General features: G+C 38.5%; 21 protein-coding genes. 15 read left to right on the top strand and 6 right to left on the bottom strand.

Translation table 11 applies throughout. The annotated features are described in order from the left end of the window. Position 1: 1 nt before the first annotated feature. Positions 2-1,231: a nucleoside recognition domain-containing protein gene (locus BM141_RS05315; RefSeq protein WP_091541303.1), complete on the bottom strand. Its 1,230-nt coding sequence runs from the start codon at positions 1,229-1,231 to the stop codon at positions 2-4. Between the two features lie 147 nt (positions 1,232-1,378). On the opposite strand from BM141_RS05315, the gene BM141_RS05320 reads away from it, so the two are divergent. Then, positions 1,379-3,571: a penicillin acylase family protein gene (locus BM141_RS05320; RefSeq protein ID WP_091541306.1), complete on the top strand. Its 2,193-nt coding sequence runs from the start codon at positions 1,379-1,381 to the stop codon at positions 3,569-3,571. Between the two features lie 90 nt (positions 3,572-3,661). Continuing rightward, a complete protein-coding gene (gene aroA / locus BM141_RS05325; protein ID WP_091541309.1) occupies positions 3,662-4,900 on the top strand; it encodes a 3-phosphoshikimate 1-carboxyvinyltransferase in 1,239 nt (412 codons plus the stop codon). Between the two features lie 66 nt (positions 4,901-4,966). Here the strand turns inward: aroA and BM141_RS05330 are convergent, their stop codons facing one another. After that, positions 4,967-5,554, bottom strand: a complete 588-nt coding sequence (locus BM141_RS05330; RefSeq protein WP_091541312.1) for a hypothetical protein — start codon at positions 5,552-5,554, stop codon at positions 4,967-4,969. Positions 5,555-5,798: 244 nt separating this feature from the next. Between BM141_RS05330 and BM141_RS05335 the strand changes: the two genes are divergently transcribed. The 6 genes from BM141_RS05335 to BM141_RS05360 are packed head-to-tail and all read left to right on the top strand — an operon-like array spanning position 5,799 to position 11,026. Then, positions 5,799-6,830 (top strand): CHAT domain-containing protein, encoded by a 1,032-nt coding sequence (locus BM141_RS05335; protein ID WP_091541315.1) that lies wholly within the window; start codon positions 5,799-5,801, stop codon positions 6,828-6,830. A 12-nt stretch (positions 6,831-6,842) separates the two neighbouring features. Next, a complete protein-coding gene (locus BM141_RS05340) occupies positions 6,843-7,619 on the top strand; it encodes a hypothetical protein (protein ID WP_091541318.1) in 777 nt (258 codons plus the stop codon). Between the two features lie 11 nt (positions 7,620-7,630). Beyond that, positions 7,631-8,869 carry a KGGVGR-motif variant AAA ATPase gene (locus BM141_RS05345; RefSeq protein WP_091541322.1) on the top strand — a complete coding sequence of 413 codons (1,239 nt, stop codon included), beginning with the start codon at positions 7,631-7,633 and terminating at the stop codon, positions 8,867-8,869. A gap of 44 nt (positions 8,870-8,913) precedes the next feature. Further along, a complete protein-coding gene (locus BM141_RS05350) occupies positions 8,914-9,831 on the top strand; it encodes a metal ABC transporter permease (RefSeq protein ID WP_091541325.1) in 918 nt (305 codons plus the stop codon). Continuing rightward, complete coding sequence (locus BM141_RS05355; protein ID WP_091541329.1) at positions 9,828-10,136, top strand: DUF4286 family protein; 309 nt, start codon at positions 9,828-9,830, stop codon at positions 10,134-10,136. Before BM141_RS05350 ends, BM141_RS05355 begins: the two co-directional genes overlap by 4 nt. Before the next feature lie 5 nt (positions 10,137-10,141). Further along, complete coding sequence (locus tag BM141_RS05360) at positions 10,142-11,026, top strand: 1-aminocyclopropane-1-carboxylate deaminase/D-cysteine desulfhydrase (RefSeq protein ID WP_091541332.1); 885 nt, start codon at positions 10,142-10,144, stop codon at positions 11,024-11,026. A 98-nt stretch (positions 11,027-11,124) separates the two neighbouring features. Here BM141_RS05360 and BM141_RS05365 read toward each other — a convergent pair whose 3' ends face one another. Together BM141_RS05365 and BM141_RS05370 are read right to left on the bottom strand one after the other, a co-directional pair. Further along, entirely contained in the window at positions 11,125-11,451 is a 327-nt protein-coding gene (locus BM141_RS05365) for a DUF5615 family PIN-like protein (RefSeq protein ID WP_091541336.1), read from the bottom strand. Then, complete coding sequence (locus tag BM141_RS05370; RefSeq protein ID WP_091541340.1) at positions 11,408-11,677, bottom strand: DUF433 domain-containing protein; 270 nt, start codon at positions 11,675-11,677, stop codon at positions 11,408-11,410. The genes BM141_RS05365 and BM141_RS05370 overlap by 44 nt, the downstream gene beginning before the upstream one ends. Before the next feature lie 178 nt (positions 11,678-11,855). Between BM141_RS05370 and BM141_RS05375 the strand changes: the two genes are divergently transcribed. The 6 genes from BM141_RS05375 to BM141_RS05395 all read left to right on the top strand — a co-directional run bounded on the left by BM141_RS05375 (position 11,856) and on the right by BM141_RS05395 (position 19,261). Continuing rightward, entirely contained in the window at positions 11,856-12,347 is a 492-nt protein-coding gene (locus tag BM141_RS05375) for a GNAT family N-acetyltransferase (RefSeq protein ID WP_091541343.1), read from the top strand. 130 nt (positions 12,348-12,477) lie between these two features. Continuing rightward, entirely contained in the window at positions 12,478-13,437 is a 960-nt protein-coding gene (locus tag BM141_RS05380) for a transketolase family protein (protein ID WP_091541346.1), read from the top strand. A 76-nt stretch (positions 13,438-13,513) separates the two neighbouring features. After that, positions 13,514-14,053: a GPI anchored serine-threonine rich family protein gene (locus BM141_RS05385; protein ID WP_091541350.1), complete on the top strand. Its 540-nt coding sequence runs from the start codon at positions 13,514-13,516 to the stop codon at positions 14,051-14,053. A gap of 65 nt (positions 14,054-14,118) precedes the next feature. Then, positions 14,119-18,450 (top strand): Ser-Thr-rich GPI-anchored membrane family protein, encoded by a 4,332-nt coding sequence (locus tag BM141_RS05390; RefSeq protein WP_091541353.1) that lies wholly within the window; start codon positions 14,119-14,121, stop codon positions 18,448-18,450. A gap of 139 nt (positions 18,451-18,589) precedes the next feature. Continuing rightward, a complete protein-coding gene (locus BM141_RS22540) occupies positions 18,590-18,796 on the top strand; it encodes a hypothetical protein (RefSeq protein WP_143090808.1) in 207 nt (68 codons plus the stop codon). A 3-nt stretch (positions 18,797-18,799) separates the two neighbouring features. Continuing rightward, positions 18,800-19,261 (top strand): hypothetical protein, encoded by a 462-nt coding sequence (locus tag BM141_RS05395; protein ID WP_091541356.1) that lies wholly within the window; start codon positions 18,800-18,802, stop codon positions 19,259-19,261. Between the two features lie 9 nt (positions 19,262-19,270). On the opposite strand, the gene BM141_RS05400 is transcribed toward BM141_RS05395, so the two are convergent. Both BM141_RS05400 and fmt read right to left on the bottom strand, forming a co-directional pair. Then, on the bottom strand, positions 19,271-22,213 hold the full coding sequence (locus BM141_RS05400) for a tetratricopeptide repeat protein (protein WP_091541360.1): 2,943 nt from the start codon (positions 22,211-22,213) through the stop codon (positions 19,271-19,273). Positions 22,214-22,311: 98 nt separating this feature from the next. Next, entirely contained in the window at positions 22,312-23,235 is a 924-nt protein-coding gene (gene fmt / locus BM141_RS05405) for a methionyl-tRNA formyltransferase (RefSeq protein ID WP_245763989.1), read from the bottom strand. A 351-nt stretch (positions 23,236-23,586) separates the two neighbouring features. Between fmt and BM141_RS05410 the strand changes: the two genes are divergently transcribed. Continuing rightward, positions 23,587-24,585, top strand: a complete 999-nt coding sequence (locus BM141_RS05410; RefSeq protein ID WP_177217270.1) for an NYN domain-containing protein — start codon at positions 23,587-23,589, stop codon at positions 24,583-24,585. Positions 24,586-24,717: the final 132 nt, after the last annotated feature.

Raw genomic sequence — 24,717 nt, forward strand, 5'->3', positions numbered from 1 at the left:
TTCAAAAAAACAAATACGTCAGCCAAATCGCCGCTATGACACCCGCCAAGTCAGCCAGCAGTCCACAATTGACGGCATATCTTGTATTTTTGATATTTACCGAGCCAAAGTAAACCGCCAATACGTAAAAAGTAGTTTCTGTAGAACCTTGAATGATACTTACCAGCCGCCCTACAAAAGAGTCCGCACCGTATTGTTTCATGGCATCGAGCATCATGCCCCTTGCTCCACTTCCGCTCAGAGGTTTCATCAAAGCCGTAGGCAATCCTGCAACAAAATCAGTGTTTACTCCTAAGCTGCTCACTGCCAATTTGATACCATCTACTAAGAAGTCCATTGCGCCAGAAGTGCGAAATACCCCAATCGCTACTAAGATGGCGACCAAATAAGGAATAATGGTAATAGCAGTTTGGAAGCCCTCTTTGGCTCCTTCTATAAAAGCTTCATACACATTGACTTTGCCAAAGAGTGCCAAAGAGATGAACAAAATAATGACAGAAAACAAAATCAGGTTGCTCGCCACAGAGGAAATCGTGCTGATTTGTGCTTGGTCTAAGGAAGAAAAGTACCAAATTACACCCAAGACAAATAAGAGCAAACCTCCCAAGTAGGCAATAATTACTTTATCAAATAAATTGATTTTCTGATAAATAGCTACACTAATCAAGCCAATAAAAGTAGAGAAAAAAGTAGCTAACAGAATAGGAATAAAAATATCCGATGGGTCTTTTGCCCCCATTTGCGCCCGATAGACCATGATGCTCAGAGGAATAATCGTCAAGCCCGAAGTATTCAAAACTAAAAACATGATTTGAGCATTTGAGGCAGTATCCTTTTGAGGGTTAAGTTCTTGCATCTCTTTCATGGCTTTTAATCCTAAGGGTGTAGCCGCATTGTCCAGCCCAAGCATATTAGCTGAGAAATTCATCAGGATAGAACCTATTACAGGGTGATTTTTAGGCAATTCAGGAAAAAGTCTATGGAAAAATGGACTGACCAAGCGAGCCAATAAGTTTACTGCTCCTCCCTTCTCCCCAATTTTCATTAGTCCGAGCCAAAGCGTCATAACCCCTGTTAGCCCAAGGGAAATCTCAAAGCCTGTTTTTGCCATGTCAAAAGTGCTTGCAATCAGTTTAGGGAACATTTCTGTATCTCCAAAAAAAATCAATTTGACAAGGGCAATGACAAAAGCGATAAGGAAAAAAGCCACCCATATATAATTTAGCACCATACGTATTAGGTTGTTTTGATGAATAAAAGACTAAAAATAGAGAACAAAAACCAACAAATCCAACAAATTTACTTTTGCTTTTTGAATATTTGTAGGGAGAAGTTTACTTTTGGTACAAAGCAATTTGAAATTTAGACTTATGAAAATATGAAATCATTACTACTAATCTTTTTATTCCTTCCTATTGCACTTTTTTCCCAAAACTTTACCCAAGAGGAAATTAGCCGCTGGGAAAAACAAGCCCAACAAGTTACTATTATCAGGGACACTTGGGGAATCCCCCACATCTACGGCAAGACTGATGCTGATGCCGTTTTTGGTTTGCTCTACGCCCAGTGCGAAGATGACTTCCCAAGAGTAGAAATGAACTACATAGAAAAGTTAGGACGCACCGCCGAGGTCAAAGGGGAAGCAGAACTCTATAACGACTTGCTCATTCGCTTGGTCATAGACTCTACCGAAGCCATAGCAGACTACAAAAAATCTCCCAAATGGCTCAAATCCTTGCTCAATGCCTACGCTGATGGCATCAACTTTTTTTTGTATAAAAATCCACAAATCAAGCCCGCTTTGCTCAAAAGATTCCAGCCTTGGTATCCCTTACTCTGGACTGACGGAAGCATTGGAGCGATTAGTACGGCAGGCATTACTGTCAATGAGTTGAAAAGTTTTTACTCAGGAGAACCTGCCACAGGTTTTTTGCTGCCCAAAGAAAAAGACGAGGAGATACTCACAGGCTCAAATGGTTTTGCCTTTGCTCCCTCTGTTACGGAGTCAGGCAAGGCAATTTTGTATATCAACCCCCATGTTACTTTTTATTTTCGTCCTGAAGTCCATGTCGTTAGCGAGGAAGGGCTAAATGCTTATGGTGCAGTTACTTGGGGACAGTTTTTTGTTTACCAAGGATTTAACGAAAAATGCGGTTGGATGCATACCTCCAGCAGTGCCGATGTTTCTGACGCCTACATCGAGAAAATGTATCAACAAGAAAATAAATGGTTTTATGAGTACAATGGAGCGAAAAAGCCTGTCAAAGAGAAAAAAATTACCTTGCGCTATCGCCAAGGCGATAAAATTTTGACAAAAACTATCAATGCACTATTTACGCATCATGGAGCAGTCATGGCAAAAAGAGAAGGACAATATTTGAGTTTGAAAGCCAACAATCGCTCTTTCAATGGATTAGTACAAAGCTGGCAACGCACCAAAGCCAAAAGTTTTGCTGAGTTTAAAAAAACAATGGCTTTATTAGCCAATACTTCTAACAATACGGTTTATGCTGATGCAGAAGGGAATATTGCCTATTGGCATGGCAATTTTCTGCCTGTCAGAGATGCCAAATACGATTGGTCAAAACCTGTGGACGGCAGCACGAGCGCCACAGAATGGAAGGGCTTGCACAAGGTAGAAGAATCGGTACATATTTACAATCCTACTAATGGTTGGATACAAAACTGCAACTCTACCCCTTTTACCGCTTCGGGTGCTTACAGTCCTAAAAGAGAAAACTATCCCAAATACATGGCTCCCGATGGGGAAAACTTCAGGGGAATCAATGCAGTAAAAGTATTGAGCAAACCTACTAAGTATAACATAGACAAGGTAATAGCAGCAGGATATGACACATATCTTGCTGCTTTTGAGGTCTTAGTACCCGCACTGGTCGAGTCTTTTGAAAAAAATATAAACCCTAATGATTCCTTATATGCTTACTTAGTTGGGGCTGTCATGGTCTTGAAAAATTGGGACTTCCATAGCAAGGAAAAATCAATAGCAACAACTTTGGCAATAGAGTGGGGACAGAAACTACTTCCAGCCATTCTAAGGATAAAAATTGAAGGGAACGAAGATGCTGACCAAGTAGCTAAAACACAATATTTTGCTAAAAATGCCTCACCCAAAGAAATGCTTTTGCCTTTATTAGAAGTTTTAAAAGATTTAGAAAAAAAGTTTGGACGTTGGCAAGTTGCTTGGGGTGAGGTAAACCGCTTTCAAAGAGTTTCCGCTGATATTGAGCAAAAATATGATGACAACAAGCCAAGCCTACCTGTGCCTTTTGCCTCCTCAGTTTGGGGAATGTTGCCCTCCTATACAAGTCGCTATTTTTCAGGTACAAATAAAAGATATGGAGTAAACGGAAATAGCTTTGTTTGTGCAGTCGAGTTTGGTGAAAAAATCAAAGCAAAATCACTTTTGGCAGGTGGGCAAAGCGGCAATCCCCAATCCAAGCACTTTTTTGACCAAGCTCAAATGTACGCACAAGGCAAATTCAAAGAAGTATGGTTTTACAAAGAGGATATTTTGAAAAATGCAGAGAGGACTTATCACCCCGGAGAATAATAGACTTTTTAAGTATTCCTTTTTTTAATTTAAGTTTTCCTTTACTTTTGCAAGTAAAATTTAGTTATTTTTCCATTTTAACGCTAAACGATGTCAAACAATATTTTGAGTGCAGAAGCAGTAAGGATTTTTCATCCAAGCAAACAAATTCATACTTCTATTCTGCTCCCTTCTTCTAAAAGTGAAAGCAATAGGGTTTTGATTATCAATGCTTTGTGTAAACAACCGTGCCAGCTTAACAATCTATCAGAAGCCAGAGATACCCAAACAATGCTTAGGTTGTTAGCTTCTGATGACCTAATGTTAGATGTGATAGATGCAGGAACGACCATGCGTTTCTTAACGGCATACTGCACTGTAATCAATAGAGAAACTATTTTGACAGGAAGTCAAAGAATGTGTGAAAGACCGATTCAAGTATTGGTAGAAGCCTTGCGAGAACTGGGAGCAGACATTGAATACATGAAAAATGAGGGCTATCCTCCTATCCATATCAAAAAATTTAGACCTGTCAAAAATGAATTGTATATGCGCGGGGACATCAGTAGCCAATATATCTCCGCACTGCTAATGGCTGCGCCTGCTCTACCCAATGGTCTGAAAATCAACTTAGTTGGGAAAGTAGCCTCTCTGCCGTATATCCAGATGACCTTACAACTCATGCAAAACTTTGGCGTACAGCATGAGTGGAATGGGAATAGTATTTATGTCGCTCCACAGCAATATCATGCTTCGTCTTATAGCGTAGAGTCCGATTGGTCGGCATCGAGCTATTGGTACAGCATCGTAAGTTTGGCACACGAAGCAGAAGTCAAATTATTGGGGTTGAAAAAAGACTCTTTGCAAGGAGATGCAGAAATCGTAAAAATCATGGAACACTTGGGCGTAAGTTCTGTTTTTGAGGAAGATGGCGTATGGCTAAGGAAAACAAAAACGGTGAAAGATTTTGAGTGGGACTTTACGCACTGCCCAGATTTAGCCCAAACTATTGCGGTCTTAGGTGCAGCAAAAGGAGTCAATATGAAATTGACAGGCTTGGAAAGTCTGAAAATCAAAGAAACTGATAGGCTGATAGCTGTCAGAGATGAATTGGCAAAGTTTGGCATAGAGGCAAAAGATGTTAATGATGCAGAGTTGCATATCAGCCCTCAAGCTATGCAAGCCCCCTCAGCAATGATTAGAACCTACAAAGACCACCGCATGGCAATGGCGTTTGCTCCTTTGGCTTTACTTTTTGAGATAAGCATAGAAAAGCCAGAAGTAGTAGAAAAATCCTATCCAAGATTTTGGGAGGATTTAGAGAAAGCAGGTTTTGAGGTATTTGCATAGGGAGATTCTTTCGTTTCTCTAAAATCTGTTCTCTAAATGCGGAACTAAACAAGTCAGAAGAGAAATCTAATATCCAAATAATTTTATACTCATACCTGCGTCTCCTACGCTAAAATATAGTTCATCTTTGAATTTGCTTAGCTCGACCATTTGATATCCTCTGCCTTGAAATCCTACCACTATCTTTTCCTCATCATCTACTAAGGTAAATTTCTGGTCATAAGGATATACTGACCAACGTCTTGCATTATTTTTTCTTCTTCCCATAGATAATTCTTTAAAATTTACTATAAAAAACTCTCCAGTGGTTGCTCCACCTGTTAGCAGAAAGAAAAGATATTTCCCATTTTTTGAAAAGGCAATTTGTTTTACTGTATCGTATCCTTTTATTTTCAGTGTGTTGATTTTCTTGTTGTCTGCATTGTCATAGACTTCTATAAAAACTTTGGAAGAGTAAGGTGTAAATCCGCCGGGTCGTATAAAGTCTATTCCTTCTATTCTATACTTATTATCAGGACTTTGCAATACAAATGGCTCGCGAGAAGGAAGCGTCGATTCTTTGTATATTTCATATACTTGTGCATGAGATATTTGCCTACTTATCAAAGTATTAGCTAAAATTAGCATTGCGATAATATAAAGTTTTCTATTCATATTATTTTTAGGTTTAGATGTTTACAATCTAATAACGAAATCTCTTTCTCGTTGTTGTGATGCTTATGAATACAATACTTTAGCAAAATGAGTTTGCTTGCTATGTCAAAGTCATACCGATACGTTGAGGCAAGGGGCTTTAGCAAATAAAACTACAGAAAAAAATTTTTCTGTACTCCTTTAAGAACTTGATGATAAAATTTTCTAACTTGCACATTATCAGATAAAAAATTATGAGTTTCTTATGCTCAGTAAACCTGTTATTTTTCTTGCCTTTGCCAATGACAAAGTAGATAGCACAAGGTATCTAAGAAATATCCCTATGGAACACAACGAAATCCGCAAAGCACTCCAAGAGGCTGATAAGCAAGGACTTTGTGAGGTAGTAGAAAGGGCTAATGCCAGTATAGAGCAAGTCTTGGACGTTTTCCAAGACCTACGCTACAGGGATAGGATTGCGATTTTTCATTTTGGAGGACACGCTGATGGCTATCAATTGCTTTTGGAGTCTTCGCTACACCCCTCAGAGGTAAAAGACCTGGAAGGTGTAAATCAAACTGCTCATGGAGTAGGTATAGTGGCTTTTCTCGCCCAACAAAAGGGCTTACGATTGGTATTTTTCAACGGTTGCACTACTAAACAGCAAGCCAAAGAACTTTCAGAAGCAGGCATTCCTGTAGTCATAGGTACTGTCAGCGAAATCAGTGATGAAGTAGCTACTCACTTAGCAAGCCGATTTTACAAAGGAATCGGAGAGGAGATGGACATAGAAAGAGCTTGGAACGAAGCAGTAAATGAAATTACCATGAGAAACGGCTCAGGAAATATGCGTGGCTTGTACCGCAAGGATTTAAAAGAACCTCTACCTAACAAAATTCCTTGGGAGATGTATTACAAAGACAAAAGTTTATTAACTTGGAAACTGAAAAAAGTGGAAAGTACTATGAACCCAGAAAAGAAAAATGAAAGCAATGTTACAGGTAATAAAAACTTGGTTATTCAAGGGCTGGAAAATTCCCATATTAACGTGAATATCACAAACAATAATCCTCAAATTGTTAATAATCAAATAGATAATAGTATAGATAAAAATGCCATCATGGATTTGATAGAGCAAGGCGACATAGCAAAGGTTTTTGAGGAGTTGGATAAAAAAGGAATCAAAGATTTTCAGTATAACCGCTTTAAGAAAGAATTTAGTGCGGGTTTGAAAGGGGTAGAATTAAGTGATTTTATTGATAGAGTGAAGGTGTATATGAGTTTGGTCAAATTTTAATTGTGATAGAAAATGCCCAATACAAGCGAAGTCATAGGCAATGCCAACATAGTCATACAAGGGTGTAACCTTAGTCAAATCTCTGTTAATCAAATAGATTTACCACAGTTAGAGCAATCTTTACGAAATGTCATCAACTCAAGCACCAAACCTTTGCACTTGCTCATCATTACTACTTCTGCCAAAAATATCGAAGATGAAGTCAAAGACATAGACTTCGCCCTTTTGAAGGGGCATTATGATGCAAAGCATGAAAATTGGAAGCCTTACAGCCAAGAGGATACGATTTTAAAACTATTAAAAGATTACCAAGACAAGTCAGGCTATCGCCTCAATGCCTTTATTCTCGATTTTCAAGATGAGGAGATAGACAGCATTTTTATAGATAGCCTTAAAAATATGAAAAAAAACATTGTGCTAATCGCAGACAGTTTAGCACTGCGTTTCTCAGGAAATACAGCATTAGCAAAGATTTTTAATGATAAAGATATTGGAGGGTGCTTAGTGCCTATTTGTCAAACACATACCGCTAAGCACAGGGAAATTATGCTTAAAAATGGTAAAAAGGTCTTCAGCTCCTTGTATAACTTTCATTATAAATATGCTGAGGTTTTTTTGAAACAACGACAAGATAATGGTTATTTTTACATCGATTTAGAAGTAGCGGACAAAAACACATTTTTTAGGCGATTGACGAGTATTGCAAGGCTGCAGTTTGATTTGACGTGTGTGATTCCTGCCTTGCAAGACCATTTCGAGGGCGAAATTCCGCTTTCTTTGAATACTTAAATTTTCAATCCATGATAGTTACTTTTTATTCATATAAAGGCGGCGTAGGGCGTACCCAACTCATGGCAAATCTTGCCGCTTATCTGTGCTATCAAAAAGATAAGAAAATTTTGCTGATAGATTGGGACTTAGAGGCGCCTGGTGTGCATTTTTATTTTAAAAAAAGTAATGAGGACATTACAGGCAAAGGACTTTTAGAAGTTTTCCAAGATTACTGCAAAGTAGTTCGTAGTGCAGAAAACCTGCAACATTTGACAATAGAAGACTTCCCTAAGTTTACTCAGGAAAATATTATAAGTATGGTAGATGCTTCCTTACTCCCTCCAAATGAAAAGCAAGAATTGAGGACAGGCAAAATTGACCTCATTCCCGCAGGGAGATACATCGAAGCTGAGGAATACAAGCGAAACGTCATAGACTTTGATTGGTATGAGTTTTACGAAACTTTGGACGGTAAGCGATACATGGAGTACATCAAAAAAGAGTTGAAAAACTTGGATTATGACTACATATTCATAGACAGCCGTACAGGACTAAGCGACTACTCCAATATTTGCAATATCCAACTACCTGAAGTGAATGTTTTAGTTATCGCTCCTACTCACCAAAATTTAGAAGGTTGCTTGCAAGTTGCCAAAAATATAGTCAATTCTCCTTATGTAACAAGTGGAAAGTTTCGCAAGGGCATTGTTTTACCTGTGTTGTCAAGAGTAGAAGTAGAGTCCCCTGATTTTGAGCCTTTTTTCTATGCTTACCAAGAGAAATATAGTTTTTTGATAGAAAATCTACGTAATCAATTTAATGATAATCAAAAAATAAGCGATGAAATCCGTTTGAGAGCATCCTCGTATTTTAGTGACAGTTTGTTAGGGTACAATAAATTTATAGCGATTGGGGAGAATGTCCTTTTTTCTGAAAGGCAAGGTATGATAAGAGGATTAGGAGAAAGTTATTTGTTTATTGCAGAGTTTATTAGGGTTTTTAATGAAAAAGATAGTAAACAGAATGGCGATGGGAATTATGATATAATTATGCTTTTAGAGTTATTGGAAAGCGGAAACTTTATTCAACTTTTCGAGGAGTTGGACAGAAAAGGCATTAAAGACCTACAATATCATGCCTTAAAAAGGGAATTTATTACTCAAGGAGAAAAGTCAAGCGATTTTATCGAGAGGCTGAGAGTGTTTATCAGCAATCTCTCGTTGGCTACTCCGCTCAGTCAAAAATCCTCTTTTAGTGCAAACGCATAATTTAGATTTGTTTTCCTAACTTTGCCAAAGCTATTTTTTACTTTATGGTCGATTTCTGGATAATACTGAGTGGCTCTTTGGTGGCTATTTGCTGTAGCTTGCTTGGCTGTTTCCTCATTTTGAGGAAAATGGCAATGGTCAGTGATGCGATTTCTCACAGCATCTTGCCCGGGATAGTCTTTGCTTTTTTACTTACAGGCACGCGAGAAACCTTTACTATGCTCATCGGGGCGGGTGCTTTAGGACTTTTTACTACTTTTCTCATAGAGTTTTTTCACCAAAGAATAAAACTACAAACCGATGCCTCGATAGGGGTAACTTTTACTACGCTGTTTGCCTTAGGAGTAATTTTGATTTCTGCCTATGCAGGGCAGATTGACTTAGACCAAGACTGTGTACTTTATGGCGAAATCGCCTATACGCCCATAGACGTATGGATAGTAGGGGAAAATACCAACTTAGGACCCAGAGTGGTCTGGATTATGGGCATGGTGTTGCTCTTAGTTTTGGGATTTATCTTTTTCTTTTACAAGGAGTTAATAATTACTACTTTTGACCCTGCCTTTGCTGCCGCTTGTGGTATCAATGTAAGTCTTTGGCACTACCTACTCATGGGTGCAGTTTCCCTCACTACCGTAGCTTCTTTTGAAGCGGTAGGGGCTATTTTGGTCGTAGGCTTTTTGATAGTACCGCCTGCGACTGCTTATCTTTTGACTACTGACCTGAAAAAAATGCTTTTACTTGCTGCCTTGATAGGTACGCTCACCGCCTTGATAGGGTACTATGTGGCAGTTTGGTTAGATGGCTCTATTGCAGGAGCGATGGCAAGCGTGGCAGGTTTGCTATTTTTACTTACTTTTGCATGGGTAAAATGGAAAAAGTCCCACATTTTTGAGAGATTTTCCTTAGATTCAACACAAAATTTGGTAAATTCACCTCCACAAACTAAAAGTAACTTATGATTTTATACAACGTAACCATTAATATAGAGGACGATGCACATGACCGTTGGCTTAGGTGGATGCAAGAGGTGCATATTCCCGATGTAATGCAGACGGGTATTTTTTCTCACTTCCGCTTTTTCAAATTGCTTACTGCCGCTCAGGACAATACAGGTACAAACTATGCGGTGCAGTATTTTTGCGAAAACATGGAAAAATTCCAAGAATACGAAGCCAAATACGCAAGTGCCTTGAGGGCAGAGGTGGAGAAAAACTTTGCAGGCAAATACTACGCATTTAGGTCTTTGTTGGAGGAAGTTTCATAAAGTTCATGTTTACTCCTGCCCCTATACAAGAAATAAAAGATGAATTACTTGAAAAACATCAAGTTAGGCTTTTAGTAAAAAGGGAAGACCTCATACACCCACTCATCAAAGGTAATAAGTGGTACAAGCTCAAATACAACTTAGAAAATGCTCGTAAACAAGGATTTACAAAAATACTTACCTTTGGTGGAGCATTTTCCAATCATATTTATGCTACTGCTTCGGCAGGGTATTTATTAGGCTTCCAAAGCATTGGTATTATCAGAGGAGAGGAACATTTGCCTTTAAATCCTGTGTTAAGCCATGCTGTCAGTTGTGGCATGGAGATTAGCTACTTAGACAGAGCCACTTACAGAAAAAAAAATGAAGCGCAAATCATCAATCACCTCAAAGAAAAATTTGGAGATTTTTATCTTGTCCCTGAGGGTGGCACCAACCCTTGGGCAGTCAAAGGGACAGAGGAAATACTAAAAAATGTCGATGTTGCATATAATTACGTTTGTTGTGCTTGTGGTACAGGGGGGACTTTAGCAGGTTTGGTAGCGGGAGCGTCTGACGATGTTCAGAAAATAGGTTTTGCCGTTTTAAAAGGAGATTTTTTGCAAAAAGACGTTGAAAACCTGCTCCAAGAAGCCATCAAACAACAACTCATAGTAGATAAACTCTACCTCAATTGGCACGTAAACAACGACTATCACTTTGGAGGTTATGCAAAAGTTACTACTGTCTTACAAGATTTTGTCAAAGATTTTTCTCAAAAATACCCAATCTCCATAGAGCCAATTTATACAGGAAAGCTATTTTATGGCATTTTCGACCTCATCAGTAAAGGCTTTTTCCAAAAAAATAGCACTGTTTTAGCGATTCACTCGGGAGGAGTGTATAGTTAGGAACATGAGTTTATAATCCTATCATTGAGTCTTAAATTTTGTAAGACAATCGAAGGTCAAGCAATCGGCACAATATTATTTTTTTAATAAGAGGTTTTTCAAGAATAAACATGATATACACTGCCCTTCTCTGCACTATCAATCGTAAGAATTAATTGAGGAACGAGTGGTTTTATATATTCCCACTTCAGTAGTTTAGGATATATTACTATTAGAGCCATGGGTAAATTACTAATTTTCTGTTGATATTCCAAGTTTTTATCTGCGGTGATGAGAATATCAAAGTTTTGAGCAACAGCATCATTTACCAATTGCCTATCCTCTATACCACTCCAACCTAATTCTTGAATTGTATAGACTTGATAAGCAGTAAGTTCTCTTTTAAGTGGTCTGGGAATATTCTCGTCTAAAAGTAAAGTTTTCACGTAAAATAAATTTAGAATTAGCTAACAAGATTTCCTGTGCCATAGTAATGACTTTCATTGCTTGCTCTTTACTCACTGTAGGGAAATCATTAATAAAAGCATCAATAGTTTCTCCTGTAAGCACATAGTCAAATAAACTATATATTGGCACTCTTGTTCCTGCAAATACAGGCACACCACTCATTACATTGGGGTTAATACTAATCACTTGCTCTTGCATAAGCATTATTTTTTTGTCCAAAAATATAAAAAAAATCGTAAACTTATCTTATAGAACAATTTACTTTTTTTGATAATTCCTAATTTATCTTTGGGTAAATCAAAAATTGCAAATCTTGTCTAACTGGAGAAAAGTTGTATTTTTACACCTCAAAATTTTTAGCAAACCATTTACTTGAACAAATATGGAATACACGATTCGTAGGGGAGAGCCAAAAGACCTCACCGCCGCCTTCCAACTCATCATGGAATTAGCGATTTATGAAAAAGGAGAACACAATGTAAGCAATACTCCAGAAAAAATGCTCGAGGACGGATTTGGGCAAAATCCTGTATTTGAGTTTTTTGTGGTAGAAACTACGACAGAAAAGCCTGAAATTGTAGGCATGGCTTTGACTTACGTGCGCTATTCTACTTGGCGGGGGAAATGCCTTTGGTTAGAGGATTTGATAGTTACCGAATCGCATCGCCAAAAAGGCTTGGGAAAGCTACTCTTAGATGTAGTCATCAAAAGAGCAGTGGAAACCAATATGGCTGTGGTCATTTGGCAGGTATTGGATTGGAATACGCCAGCGATTAATTTTTACAAAAAATGCGGAGCAGTCTTAGAACCTGAGTGGATTAACTGCACGATTTACCCTGAAAAACTCCAGACTTGGCAGTATGGAAATTTTTAGGCATGAGGAAAATTTTAAGATTTTAAACTAAATTTTAGCAAAGCACCGATATTAATACCTAATTTTGTACGGAAAACCGAATTAGACATTTAGACAAACAAATTATCTTTCACAAAACATTCACTAATCAATGAAAAAGTACACTTTCACAGAAAAAAAAGATACTCGCTCTGGCTTTGGCGTTGGCTTATTGGAAGTAGGAAGAAAAAATCCTAATGTAGTGGCACTTTGTGCTGACCTCACTGGCTCGCTAAAGATGGGCGATTTCAAAAAGGAATTTCCTGAAAGATTTTTCCAAGTAGGTATCGCTGAGGCAAATATGATGGGCATAGCGGCGGGCATGACGATAGGAGGGAAAATTCCTTATACAGGCACTTTTGCCAATTTTTCTACGGGCAGGGTTTACGACCAGATTCGCCAATCTATTGCCTACTCAGGTAAAAATGTGAAAATTTGTGCTTCTCATGCAGGCGTAACTTTGGGAGAGGACGGTGCTACTCACCAAATTTTAGAAGACTTAGGCATGATGAAAATGTTGCCCAATATGACGGTCATTAATACTTGCGATTTCAACCAAACTAAGGCGGCGACTATAGCGATTGCTGACTACGAGGGACCTGTTTACCTACGTTTTGGCAGACCTGTAGTCCCTATTTTTACCCCAGCCGACCAAGTATTTGAAATAGGCAAGGCAGTAAATCTGAACGAAGGTAAAGACGTAAGCATCTTCTGCACAGGGCATTTGGTTTGGGAATCTATCCTTGCAGGGGAAATATTAGCCGAGCAGGGCATAGACGCAGAAATTATCAATATTCATACTATCAAGCCTTTAGATGAAAAAGCGATTTTGGATTCTGTGCTAAAAACAGGCTATGCGGTAAGTGCAGAAGAACACCAACTTAATGGAGGTTTGGGAGATAGCATTGCACAGGTGCTGTCTAGGAACTTGCCAAGACCTTTGGAAATGGTAGGCGTAAAAGATACTTTTGGAGAAAGCGGTACCCCTGAGGAACTCATGGAAAAGTATGGATTGAAAGCTAAACACATAGTAGAAGCAGTGCATAGAGTTCTTCAGAGAAAAAATAAATAAAATCTATTGCAACGCCACGCTTATAGTTAGACGTACTTAGAAAGTCAAACAAAGCTAATTAACCAAAGACGTTTTTATGAAATATTACTTATTTTGTTTTACATGGCTCATCTTAGCAATTCATACGCAGGATTGGGTAAGTAGCCATCCTATAGGTATGAGTACTCCTGTTTCTTTTCCCTATGAAGCAAACTTGAAAATTCTTACCCCTACCAAAGGAGAAGTTTTGCGTTTGGAACAAAGCTATAAGATTACATGGGAAGCTAAGACAGGCGGAAATGTGCAGATAGACCTGTATAAAGCAGAAAAATTGGAAAGAACGATAGAGTTCTCTGCTTTGAGCGTGGCGGGTGCAAATAATGTTTTCACTTGGCAGATTCCTGCTGACATTGCCTTAGGAGATGATTACCAAATCATGATTTTTGATGTAAAAGACAAAGAAAATGTTGCTAAAAGTGAGTTTTTTTCTATTCAGAAAAGCAAAAAACTCCCTAAGTGGGTGATTATTGCGGGTTCATTGGGCATAGTAGCCATCATAGGTGCAGTAGTGTTGATTTTAGGTCGTCCTAAGACTTCTCGTCTGCCTGACCCTCCCAATCCAGATGAGGGCGGGTAGTAAACTACCTTACTTTAATCATTTTGTCATCAAAAAATGTTGAAAATAACCTCCATAGCTGCATTATGAAAAAGATATTCTTTACTCATTACATCATTTTATTGCTGTCTTTATTTGCTCATCAGGTAGTTGCCCAAGCCCCTATTACTATTATCTCACCAAATGGGGGAGAAAGTTTGAGTGTAGGTTCTCCTTACAATATTTCTTGGAATTTCACACCAACTACCCCCGCCCAAGATGTATTTACTATAGAACTTCTTATAGGGAATACACCTTATAGCATCATTGCCAACAATGTAAGTGCCAACACTTTTACATGGAATGTCCCTAATACATTACCCGAGAGGAACGATTACAGAATTAGGGTAAGCCGTACCAACAACTCGGCAGTAAACGACCTTAGCGATGCGAATTTTTCTATTTTGGGAGGTCGAGTCATTAGAATAAACACTCCTAACAACACCAGCGTACTGACCAGAGGCGCAAACTTCAATATTACTTGGTTGGCTACTTTTACCGATAACTTCAAGATTGATTTATTGCAAAATGGTACAGTCCTAACTACTATTTCCAATGCAACTACGGGAAATCTATTTACATGGACAGTTCCTCTTATGATTTCAGTAGGCAATAATTATCAGATTAGGATTACCAGCATTGCAGACCCTTTTGTTTTTGCAGAAAGTAATTTATTTGTCATAGAGCAAAGTATTAGGCTTACCTCGCCCAATGGCGGGCAGTCTTATGCCAAAGGAAGTTCGCAAACTATCACTTGGACAACAAGTTCTAACATTACTGCCGCTGAGAATGTGAAGATAGACTTAGTAAGTAATGGGAATGTAGTGCAAACAATTCTTGCAAGTACGCCCAACACAGGCACGGCTAATTGGACGGTGCCTAATGTGGCAGATGGAGGCAACTACAAAATTCGTATTTCTTTGGTTTCCAATGCCAATGTAATAGACGAGAGTGATGATACTTTTGCCATAGGAGTTTTTGTAAGGGTTACTTCGCCTACCAGAGGGCAAGTGTGGAATACAGGAAGTACTTATCAAGTAAGGTGGACAACCAATGTGCTTGCTCTTTTGAGAGTAGAACTGATATTGGCAGGAGCAGTAGTGAGAATCATAGGCAATAATATTCCCTCAAATACACAGAGTAGCATTGACTTTTCTGTGCCAAGCGATTTGAGTAATAATGACGGCTATACTGTACGCGTTATTAGCTTGGCAGATGCCAATCAGCAGGGGAGCAGCGAACCTTTTGCGATTCTATCTCCACCCACTATTACTGTTACTGCCCCTCAAGGTGGAGAAACATGGCAGAAAAAGAAAACGTATGACATTACTTGGCAAAGCGGCGTAGCTGGAAACGTAAGAATAGATTTGTTGAAAAACAATGTATTGACCCAAACTATTTCGAACAGTACACCCAATGCAAACAGGAAGTTTACTTGGGAAGTTCCTACCAATATCCCTTCTGCCAATGATTACAGGATAAGAGTTTCAAGTCTTTCGCTTACTAATGTAATAGGGCAAAGCCAAGCTAACTTTACGATTGCCGATGCAGATTCTATACGCATCACCAACCCCACTGCAGGTTTAAATGCTGTCATAGGTACGGAAGTAAATATTACTTGGACTACTAATTTTGGCGGGAACGTCATCATAGAGCTGCTAAGAAATGGGGTTTTCTTTACCACACTTACCAATAATACCCCTAACAATGGTAGATTTACTTGGACAGTGCCAGCTACTGTAAACGATATTCCTATAGAAACGGGTAATTTTTTCCGTATTCGTATTCGGACTGCGGATAATGCTATTAGTGAAAACTCTCCTCTATTTTCTATTGTAGCTCCTTCTTTCCAAATTAGCTCTCCTAATGGAGGTGAGCAGTTGGTCAGAGGATTTACCTATCCTATCATTTGGCTTTCTAACGTGCAGGGAGGGGTAAAGATAGACCTTTACAACAATAATTTTACTTTTATTCGCACCCTTGCCCAAGAAGCCACAGGAGGGAGGTTTGAATGGACTGTACCTAATGACTTACCAGAGGGAAATATTTACTCCATACGCATCACCAGCCTCACTAATACTAACTTAATTACCAACAGTGCAGGCAACTTTACGATTTTGCAGGGCAGATTGCAAGTTACAGTTCCCATAGCGGCACAAACTTGGTATAGCAACGGCTTTACTTATAGGATAGACTGGACAAATAATACGCAAAGACCTGTCAGGGTAGATTTACTTAGGGGCAGTACTGTAGTGCAAAATATTGCTGTTAATCTACTTGCCAACACGACTAACTTCACCCTGCCTGAACTGCCTGAGGGTACTGATTATAGGATAAGAGTAAGCAGTATGGAAAACCCTACACTTGTTTCGGAAAGTCCCTTAGTTAGAATTTTAAGACCCACGATTACAGTAAACTTTCCAAGAGGAGGAGAATCATTGATTCAAGAGTTACGGCACCAAATACAGTGGACAAGCAATCTCCCTGCGGAAGAGTTGGTAAAGATTGACTTATACATTGGTGATATTTTTAATCGCGTCATTGCTTCTTCGGTGGAAAACAACGGAACTTTCTCTTGGAATATTGGTACTAATGTGCCAGTAGGCAGCAACTACCGCATTAGAGTAAGTGTAGCCAATGTACCCAATGTTTTTGGAACGAGTGCTTCCAATTTCAGTATCATCAGAGATAATATTCCTCCTGTAATTTCAGATGAGATATTTCCTGCCCTTTTTGATGCAAGTAGGGGTGATATTACCTCGATAGACCCTTCGTTTAATGTTACAGACAATTTGGGTACGGACGGATTGACTGTTAATTGTATTTATCGTAGTATCAGTAATGCCCCTAATACGACTCAAGGCGGTTGGACTACGGTGAATGCCAGATTTGAGAATGGGAGATATGCTGCCTCTATTCCCTACAATATTTTCCGAGGAGATATAGGCGTAGAGTATTACATTCAAGCAACTGATAGAGTCGGGAATACCACTACCAGCCCCGCTAACGGAAGAAATAATCCAAGACTGGCTCATATTCGCTACAATAACCAACTCATTCCCGACCTTATTTTTGGAGAGAATGTAGAAAGCTATCAAATCATAGCAATCCCGCTGGAACTGAACGATAAAAGTGTGAGAGGTATTTTAGAAGATGATTTAGGTACCTATGACGACCAAGCATGGAGATTGTTGCACTATCAAAGCGGGGAGCTTTATGAAGTGAATAAACAAGAAAAACCGCTTACCCAATTAGACCCAGGAAAAGGTTATTGGCTCATTATCAAAGAAAAACCTATTGAAAATGTAGATACAGGCGAAGGAACGACAGTGAGAGTAAGCTCTGCTAACCCTTTCTCTATCAACTTGAATCCAGGTTGGAATCAGATAGGCAATCCTTATAACTACAATCTGTCTTGGTCTGATATTTTAGCTGCAAATCAGAACGCAGGAAGTCTTGGCAGTTTGAAAGTCTATGAAAAAGGCTTTAAAAATACTGATGTCCTTAGACGCTATCGCGGAGGCTTTGTGTTTTCTGCTACAGGGGGGACTTTGCGCTTCCCTACCTTAAAAAATGCTTCTATCAACTCTGGTGGACGTATAGAAGAAAAAGAACTCCTGACCAATCCTATTACCGCTCCTCATTGGGAAGTTCGCCTCACGGCAAAAATAGGAAAAACAAGCAATGAATTTGCAGGTTTGGGAATGAATCCTAAGGCAGAAATCTTAAAAGATGAGTTTGATGATATGACTTTGCCGAGATTTGGAAAGTATGTAGAGGTGAATTTCAACCGACCTGCTTACTTTTATCCTAAGTTTACCAAAGACATCGTTCCTACTACTGACAATTTTATTTGGGAGTTTACCGTAGAATCCAACGAAAACGAAAAACTAACCACCTTATCTTGGGACAATTCCTACTTTGGAAATGAAAAGCAACTTATCCTATTTGACCAAGAGCTACAGCGAATGGTGGACATGAAAGAGGTCAGTGAATATGCTTTTGCTCGGACAGTCGACAAGTATAGATTTAAAGTATTCTATGGCGACCAACAATTTATCCAAGAAAACTTGAATGCTGACAAAGTGATATTTACCAATTTCCCTAATCCATTCAGTAGCCAAACCCAATTTAACTTTACACTTCCGTTGAGCTTGGCAGATAGTCATGTGAGTATCAAAGTTTACAATGCCTTAGGTCAGGAGGTAGCTACCTTAGCTAATCAGTCCTATCAGGCAGGTTTTCATAACCTTACTTGGGAGGGCAGAGATGCTCAAGCTACTCCTTTGAGCAAGGGATTGTACGTTGTTCGTCTTCAGATTACTAATACTGATAAAGGAATCAGCCAAGTACTCCACAGAAGTATTATCATTGAATAGTGAAGCCGAATTTTGTGGTTCTATGACTCTTTCTGTGTAAAACTATGTAATTAATGGACTTAGTCTGCCATTGACTAACACCGTAGATGTGTTATCTTTGTAGAAAATAATAAATATACCCACATAAAACCGCGTAGCAGTGGTATATTTCACGCCTACAGCGTTGTTGTACGTTGGGCTTGCTCTTTCCTACAAAGATGACAGCCCTACGGGCTTAAATTTACACGTAGTATTTTCCCATTGGCTAACTCCACAAAAAGTGTCAGAGAACCCTAAGTTTCATTTTTTTGCTACCTTCTGCAACGCAATAAGTCCAAAAAGCGTCATAGATAAAAACTTGAACTGAACCATGAAAAAATTTATTTTTCTTTATCTTTTTATCCTGCTGAGTGCTTTTTCTTGTGAAAAAAATGCAGACATTACTTCCCAAAATAACCTTGTTATCAAAACGGGTTCTTCTTTTGGAATGTGTGCGGGGCTTTGCATCACCGAAGTAGTAATCAATCCTACGCAGATTGTGATGGAACGCAAGGCTTGGAGGGCTAACATAGCCAATCAGACCTGCCAGAGGACTATCGCTACCCAAGAATGGCAAAAACTTGCAAAAGCAGTTGATTTTAATACATTTAAAGCCCTTCCAGAAACTATAGGTTGCCCTGATTGTGCTGACGGTGGGGCGGAATGGATAGAAATTATTTACCAAGAGCAAGCCAAAAAAGTAACATTTGAGTATGGTAAAGATGTTCCTCAAATAACCAACTTGCTTACTGAAATCAGAAAACTTAGAGAGAGTTTAAATAATTGTGAATAAGCATAATTTTTATCTCTCCCATTCCATTAGTTTTTCTTTGGCGCGGTAAATTATCTTAGCGTCTTGGCTATTGTCAATAATCCATTGCACAGTAGCCTTGGCTTGGAAAAGATTATCCAAAGAAATATAATTGTCAGCAATAGCAAAAAGGGCTTCATATACCCATGTAGCATAGTTTTGATATTTCGCTTTTACTTTATATAGTTCTTCATTGGAGGACAAATAATCTCCCTGTTCCTTGTAAATCAGCCCGATGAAGTATTGAGCTTCTGCGGCATAGACATTATTAGTTGCATGAATGACCTTTTCAAAGGCAGTTTTGGCTTCGTCAAGTTGCCCTTGCGAAAAATAGAGTTTGCCAAAGTAGAGATGCTCCACAGGGTGAGTATGAGGGGCATAAGAATTTTTCAATTCAGTCAAATAATACATGACTTTCTCATAATTTTTCAAGACAAAATAAGCCTTTATCAAGCCTATTTTAGCTTCTATCTGCTCATTTTCTTCTGCATAGCTTTTTAGCACTTTTTCAAATTTTAAGATAGCACTCTGAAAAAAACCTATTTGAAAATCTATCTGAGCGGATTTGAGTAAGCCCTTCTTCAGTTTAGAGCGTTCAAAGTACGTACCTGCTCGTTCTGTATCCCCTATGGCATTGTAAGATTGACCTAATAAATACTCTGCTTCGCTTGTATTTTCTGAGGGGAGAACATTTTGTAAATACCTCGTCAAGGTCAAAATAGCTTTTGCATAATCTCCGTTCTCAAAATGAGTTTGAGCATTTTTTAATTCAAGGCTTTGTGTTTGCGACATAGATGCCTGAGGGCGAATGAGCCTGCTCATCAAACGGTCAAGATTAGGAATATAGATGCCTCTCATGTTTAAATCCTGCAACCTCTGCAAGGCTTGCTGGGCTACTTCCGAATTGGGGAATTTTTCTATGATTGTTTTGTAGTCGTTTACTGCCCTATTATATACTGCCCCATCTGAGTAAATATCCCCTCTTTTTAGCAAAGCTAAAGACTGTACAGGGCTATCTGTCGGATTGTCTATGATTTGAGATAACATATTTCTGCACAAATCCTGACGCTTGCTTTCATAAAAAATATGGGCTTTTTGGTACTTAATCCAGTCTGTGTAGCGGTCGTCAGCATGATGAGCCTCCTCTAAAAGCCCCAGTAAATCCTCTGCCTCTCTAAATTTGCGAAGCTCTATCAGGCACAAAGAGCGGTGATAATAGTTATGTGCAAAATCTGTACTTCCGTGTTTTAAAGCCAACTCATACGCATTGAGGGCTTGTGTGAAGTTTTTGATTTTAAAATAAGCATCTGCCTGTTTGCTATATGCCTCTTTTAGATAAGTTTCTTTACCCGAATTGACGTATTTTTCAAAATATTGGATAGACAAAGTATAATTTTCCATTTGGAAATAGGCATAACCCAAGCCAAGATAACTATCTGCGATGTATAGCGAGTTAGTATGTATTTTTTGATAAAAAATGAGCGCAGAGTCAAGTTGTTTTAGATGTAAAGAGATTTCTCCAAGATAAAAATATGCTGCATTAGTCAGTTCTGAATTGTGAGGGAAAGTTAAAGACTTTCTCAGTGCGCTTTTTGCAGAGCGAAATTCGCCGTTATTGAAAAGTTCAACGGCGTAATTATAAGCAATGCGTTGGTAAGAAATTTGGGCTTTAAGGTCTTTAGAAGACATTTTTTCTATGTACTGCAAAGCAGATTGGTAGTTACCACTGTTGAGGTAGGCTTCACTTCTCATGCGATTGATTTCTCCTATGAAAACGGTATCATTAAGAAAGTTCTTTTCAAAAAATTGACAACCTTCTGTTGCATTCTTACTATCATCAATCTCGAAGTTGAGCCTAATGTAATAAAAAGAAGCAGATTTTTGCAGTTCTTTGTTGAATCTTAATTTTCTACACTTATCAAAAGCATGAATAGCTGCAATTTTTTCCCTCTGACGGATATACACGATGCCTAACTGATAAGCACCAATCTGAGCCAAAGAATCAGTTTCGTCGGCAACCTTGCTCAAATAATACGTAGAAAGAGAGAGCTTATTGACATAAGAAGAGCTATACGCTATACCCATTTTGTAAAACAAAACCCTGTCTGTTTGCACTTTGCTTCTTTTGATATACTTTTCAAAGTATTGAACGGCGATGGCAGAGTCGCCTTGTGTCAAATAACTATCGGCTAAAAGCAAGTCATAAGCAGGCTGGTCTGCTTGCTTGCTTTTTAAAATTTGGTTAATGACTTCTGCATAACGCTTTTGATGGTAATAAATAGAAACCAGCAGGAGTTCAGCCTCATGTTTGATTTTTTCATCTTGCATAGATTTGGAGATGTCTGCGGTAGCACTGGCATAGTCCCCTTTCATATAAGCAATATAACCTGCGTAATAACTTGCTAAATAGGCATAATTATGCTCGCCTCCTTTAATTTTTTGTAAGATTTTATTTGCGTTTTGATAATCTTTGTTTACAAAGTAGCTGTATGCCAACTGATAAGCAAGATGCACATTGCCCAAATTGGGCTTTTCTAAATCCAATTTTTTCAAGTACTTTGCCGCTTGGACATAGTCGCCTTGTTGAAAAAACTGCGTGCCTAATTGGGCATAGGTATTTAGTGTGAAGTGATGATAGGGATACTTGCTAACGAGTTGATTTACATAGTAATCAAAATCAGGATTTTTCAAATATAAAGCGCATAAGACCAAGTAGTTCTGGGCTTTGATACTATTCTCATCGTCAAGGTCTTTGGCTACATACTGCTCAAATAGTAGTTTGGCAGCGGCATATTTTTCTTTTTCAAATAGCTCTACAGCGGTATAGTAATCTTTTTCACTACTAACGCCGTTTTGTTGGCTAATAGGGTTTTGGGCAAAAACTACACAAGTATTTACTATCAGTAGCAATAGTAGTATCCTGATAAATCGCATTGTGTTCAAAGGGTAAATTTTAGGTTGTTAAAGGGTCGTCAAAGTTGCTGTATGCCTTACTGCAAAAGTATGATTTTTTTGATAAACGCTTGCATTTTTTATAGTTTTTTTCCCTGTAAAAAACTCTTGATGTCCATTTGTTTTCTGCCTTCTGCTTGTATTTCTTCTACACTCACGAAGCCATCAAGGGTAGCAATATGTAAAAAGGTTTTATTATCTGTTCTAAAAGTTCCTACTTCGCCAAAAGGTTCACTTTCCACAGGTTTGACTTTATAAATTTTGTAAATGTTGCCACTAATCTCCGTCCATGCCGTAGGAATGGGCGAAAGTCCTCTCACAAAATTATATACCTGCCTTGCGGTTTGATGAAAGTTAATTTGGCAAGTTTCCTTAAAAATCTTAGGTGCGGTTTTCAATTCTTCAGCAGGAATGAGCGGTTGTGGGCTTGGTTTTACTTCACCTCTTTCTATCAGTTGTACGGTTTTTAAGACTAGGTTTGCCCCTTTGTGCATGAGCCTCTCGTACAATATTCCTACCGTATCTTCCTCATAAATAGGCTCTTTCTCTTGTAAAATCAAATCTCCTGTATCTATTTCATGTTGTAAGAAAAAAGTAGTTACTCCTGTTTCTTTCTCTCCATTGATGATAGCCCAATTGATGGGGGCAGCACCGCGATACTGCGGTAAGAGCGAGCCATGCAAGTTAAAAGTTCCCAAAGGAGGCATAGTCCAGACAGCCTCTGGCAACATTCGGAAGGCAACCACTATCTGTAAATCTGCTTGGTAAGATGCAAGTTCTGCTAAAAAATCTGGGTTTTTCAATTTCTCAGGTTGCAAAACAGGGATATTGTACTGTAAAGCATATTGCTTGACCGCAGAAGGCACTAAAGCAGAGCCTCTTTTACCTTCTTTGTCTGTGGCAGTAACGACAGCAACTATATTGTAGTTGTTTTTTATCAAAATTTCTAAGGAAGGCACAGCAAACTCTGGCGTTCCCATGAAAATAATACGCAGGTTCTTCATTGGTCGGTTTTTTATACAAATTTAAGTAAGATTTGGAGGGTTCTACTTTTTTGATTGGTAATTTTTACTCTGTAATAACTTATCAGAAACCCTTGCTTTTATTTTTAGCATTTTTATTTACAGTTCTCTTTATTTATCTACTGTAAAGAAGCCTTTATTTTACATCTTTTCTCAGTTTATGCTTTACTTACAAAACCTTCCAATAATTTTCCTTATTCAAAATACTTGCATAGTTTTGTGAAAGCAGATTTTAGAATAAAAGCAGGATAGGCAGAAGGCAAATCCTATGACATTGACATACAATAGGCAATAGTAAATATAAATAACACATTTTTAATTCATTACAAGAACATGATAGAAGCAGACAAAAGATTAACAAGAATAGGAGTATTTTATGACGGGAATTACTTTTTACACGTAAGCAATTATTATAACTACGAACACGCACGAAAAGCACGCATTAGCATAGGAGGTTTACATGATTTTATTAGAAGTAAAGTAGCACAAGAAGAAGGAAATGATATTAGATATTGTCAAATCGTTGATTCACATTATTTTAGAGGAAGATTAACCATTTCAGAAGCAAGTAGCCCCAATAAACTATTATCTGATAGATTGTTTGATGATGTGCTGATGAATGAAGGGGTAATTACGCATTACCTTCCTCTAAAAACGCGTGGAGGGAAATTAGAAGAAAAAGGAATAGATGTTTGGCTTGCTTTGGAGGCTTTTGAGTTGGCTTTATACAAAAAATACAATGTAGTAGTTTTGATAGCTTCCGACGGGGACTATGTGCCTTTGGTTCGTAAGTTAAATACGCTGGGAACGCGGGTAATGGTTTTGAGTTGGGATTTCGAGTATCGCACTGACGCAGGAAAAGAGATGGTTACGCGTACTTCCCAAGACCTACTTGAGGAGGTTACTTATGCAGTACCTATGCACGAAATCATAGAGAATCGTGCAAAAAGAAATGACCCGATTATTAATAATATTTTTGTCCAAGAAGCTCCTAAGTACGTGGACAATAAGGAATCAGACAATAAGATTCGCCAAAGCACCATAGTAAGTGTGAAAAATGGCTATGGCTTTATTTTTGCCCGCCCTGACAATTTATTTTTTCATTACTCTGACGTAGTAGAGGGCGACTTCAATGAGTTAGCAGACGGCGACTCGGTAGAGTACACAATAGGCAGAAATCGCGAAGGGGGAGAAGTAGCACGTAACGTAAAAAAAATAAGGACGCAACAAACCGATAATAGTGGTACCAATGAATATGCCCGCACTACTTATTACGAGATGAAAGCCAAAGCCAATCCTTTCGGCAATGGGGGGAGCTATGCCTCTGAGTAGAGGGACTGATAGACGAAATATTTTTTGTAGCAGACCAACTTTTTCTGAGTTGGTTTGTTTTGTTAATTAGTAGATTGAAAGACTTATTTGGTAATTAGAGATTTTATTTGTATATTTATTAAGTATTGTTGA

Origin of the sequence: Thermoflexibacter ruber, from assembly GCF_900113045.1 — a bacterium.
GTDB classification, from domain to species: domain Bacteria; phylum Bacteroidota; class Bacteroidia; order Cytophagales; family Thermoflexibacteraceae; genus Thermoflexibacter; species Thermoflexibacter ruber.